Origin of the sequence: Campylobacter sp. BCW_6889 (genome assembly GCF_001762535.1) — a bacterium.
In the GTDB taxonomy this organism is placed as follows: domain Bacteria; phylum Campylobacterota; class Campylobacteria; order Campylobacterales; family Campylobacteraceae; genus Campylobacter_D; species Campylobacter_D jejuni.
Genome location: NZ_MJWZ01000051.1, coordinates 1 through 1,845, shown reverse-complemented (window position 1 = coordinate 1,845; position 1,845 = coordinate 1). Strand labels below are relative to the sequence as shown.

At 24.0% G+C, this 1,845-nt stretch carries 6 protein-coding genes; all 6 read left to right on the top strand.

Annotated elements, in window-relative coordinates; translation table 11 throughout:
* Positions 1-189: 189 nt before the first annotated feature.
* Complete coding sequence (locus AJ939_RS10880; protein ID WP_002782730.1) at positions 190-333, top strand: hypothetical protein; 144 nt, start codon at positions 190-192, stop codon at positions 331-333.
* Between the two features lie 187 nt (positions 334-520).
* Entirely contained in the window at positions 521-742 is a 222-nt protein-coding gene (locus tag AJ939_RS04535; RefSeq protein ID WP_002881155.1) for a hypothetical protein, read from the top strand.
* Entirely contained in the window at positions 732-1,001 is a 270-nt protein-coding gene (locus AJ939_RS04530) for a type II toxin-antitoxin system YafQ family toxin (RefSeq protein WP_002789000.1), read from the top strand. Before AJ939_RS04535 ends, AJ939_RS04530 begins: the two co-directional genes overlap by 11 nt.
* A 90-nt stretch (positions 1,002-1,091) precedes the next feature.
* Positions 1,092-1,214, top strand: a complete 123-nt coding sequence (locus tag AJ939_RS11135; protein WP_002813541.1) for a hypothetical protein — start codon at positions 1,092-1,094, stop codon at positions 1,212-1,214.
* Positions 1,177-1,431, top strand: coding sequence for a hypothetical protein (locus tag AJ939_RS04525; RefSeq protein ID WP_044794622.1), 255 nt, complete (start codon positions 1,177-1,179; stop codon positions 1,429-1,431). Before AJ939_RS11135 ends, AJ939_RS04525 begins: the two co-directional genes overlap by 38 nt.
* Positions 1,432-1,442: 11 nt before the next feature.
* Positions 1,443-1,586, top strand: a complete 144-nt coding sequence (locus tag AJ939_RS10875; protein ID WP_002782730.1) for a hypothetical protein — start codon at positions 1,443-1,445, stop codon at positions 1,584-1,586.
* Positions 1,587-1,845 lie beyond the last annotated feature (259 nt).

The window sequence follows — 1,845 nt, the reverse complement described above, 5'->3', positions numbered from 1 at the left end:
TTTAGATGATATGGTAAAACACAAACAAAGTGATGAAGTTTTTAAAGTGTTTTATAAAAAAGATGATAAAATAAGATTGCTTAGAGTTAGTAATATGCAAGCTTTAAATCGTTTTGATAAACTTAAAGGTGCAATGACAAAAATAATTTTAGATAGTGGTTTTAAACCTGATAAATAAAAAGGATTAATATGTGTAAAGATCAAGAATATATAGAGCAAATGAAAACTTTATTATTAAAAGGTTTTAAAGATGCCAAAGATGATAAAGTGTATCAAAAAGAACAGCTTGAACTTGCAGAAGCAGGAATTAATGATGGCTTAGAGGAGGATTAATTATATAATTAGCCATATATTTATATTAGTTTTTTTAAAAAACCGTTTTTACTATTCTTTAATCTTTTATATTGTATTTTGATTGTCTTATTTATGTAATTTTATATATAAAAAAAGTTTTTTCCAATTTTACAACAAAATCCTTTATGGTATAATAAAAATAAAAATTATATAAGAAAGGATATAAATGGCTATAAAAATTGAAATTAGCGGATTTGATAAGGATTTTTTACCTGTTTTTGAGAGTTTAGCTAAAAGCCTAAAAGCTACTTATTGTTTGTTAGAATGTGATACTCCAGAAGAGAAAAAACAAAGTTCTATGAAAAAGGCTTTAGAAGAAATGAAAAATGGAGAGCATGAAACTTTTAAAAACTTTGATGAGTATAAAAAGGCTATGCGTGAAATATGAAATTAGAGTTTTAAAAGAATACAAGAAAAACTATAAGAAGCTAACGCTAAAAGAAAAAGACTTAGTAGATGAAATAGTCTATCGCTTATCTAACAATGAAACTCTTGAAAGAAAATACAAAGATCATAAACTAAAAGGTGAATTTAAAGAGCTTAGAGAGTGTCATGTAAAACCTGATTTGCTCTTAATTTATCAAAAACAAGATGATAAACTTATTTTAACATGTATTAATATAGGTTCTCATAGCGAGTTGTTTTAATAATTGAAGTTAAATTAATCAAGTTTATAAAAATCCATAACTACATATTAAGTCATTTATATCATAATAGAAAGAAAAAAGAAAAACACTATGAAAAAATTATCCCAAGAAGAAATACAAAAAGCTATGAGAGAATGTGTAGTAAGTTCTTATACTTATGATCCAGTTAATCCTAATGGTTATTTCTCAAGATTTATTCGATGTTTTAAATGAAGATTTTACCAAAGAATATGAATTCATAGATAGTCCTACTTTAGATGATATGGTAAAACACAAACAAAGTGATGAAGTTTTTAAAGTGTTTTATAAAAAAGATGATAAAATAAGATTGCTTAGAGTTAGTAATATGCAAGCTTTAAATCGTTTTGATAAACTTAAAGGTGCAATGACAAAAATAATTTTAGATAGTGGTTTTAAACCTGATAAATAAAAAGGATTAATATGTGTAAAGATCAAGAATATATAGAGCAAATGAAAACTTTATTATTAAAAGGTTTTAAAGATGCCAAAGATGATAAAGTGTATCAAAAAGAACAGCTTGAACTTGCAGAAGCAGGAATTAATGATGGCTTAGAGGAGGATTAATTATATAATTAGCCATATATTTATATTAGTTTTTTTAAAAAACCGTTTTTACTATTCTTTAATCTTTTATATTGTATTTTGATTGTCTTATTTATGTAATTTTATATATAAAAAAAGTTTTTTCCAATTTTACAACAAAATCCTTTATGGTATAATAAAAATAAAAATTATATAAGAAAGGATATAAATGGCTATAAAAATTGAAATTAGCGGATTTGATAAGGATTTTTTACCTGTTTTTGAGAGTTTAGCTAAAAGC

Excerpts from the sequence above, each read along its gene's own strand:
- AJ939_RS10880 (WP_002782730.1), top strand. The coding sequence starts at position 190 with ATGTGTAAAGATCAAGAATATATAGAGCAAATGAAAACTTTATTATTA.
- AJ939_RS04535 (WP_002881155.1), top strand. The coding sequence starts at position 521 with ATGGCTATAAAAATTGAAATTAGCGGATTTGATAAGGATTTTTTACCT.
- AJ939_RS11135 (WP_002813541.1), top strand. The coding sequence starts at position 1,092 with ATGAAAAAATTATCCCAAGAAGAAATACAAAAAGCTATGAGAGAATGT.
- AJ939_RS04525 (WP_044794622.1), top strand. The coding sequence starts at position 1,177 with ATGGTTATTTCTCAAGATTTATTCGATGTTTTAAATGAAGATTTTACC.
- AJ939_RS10875 (WP_002782730.1), top strand. The coding sequence starts at position 1,443 with ATGTGTAAAGATCAAGAATATATAGAGCAAATGAAAACTTTATTATTA.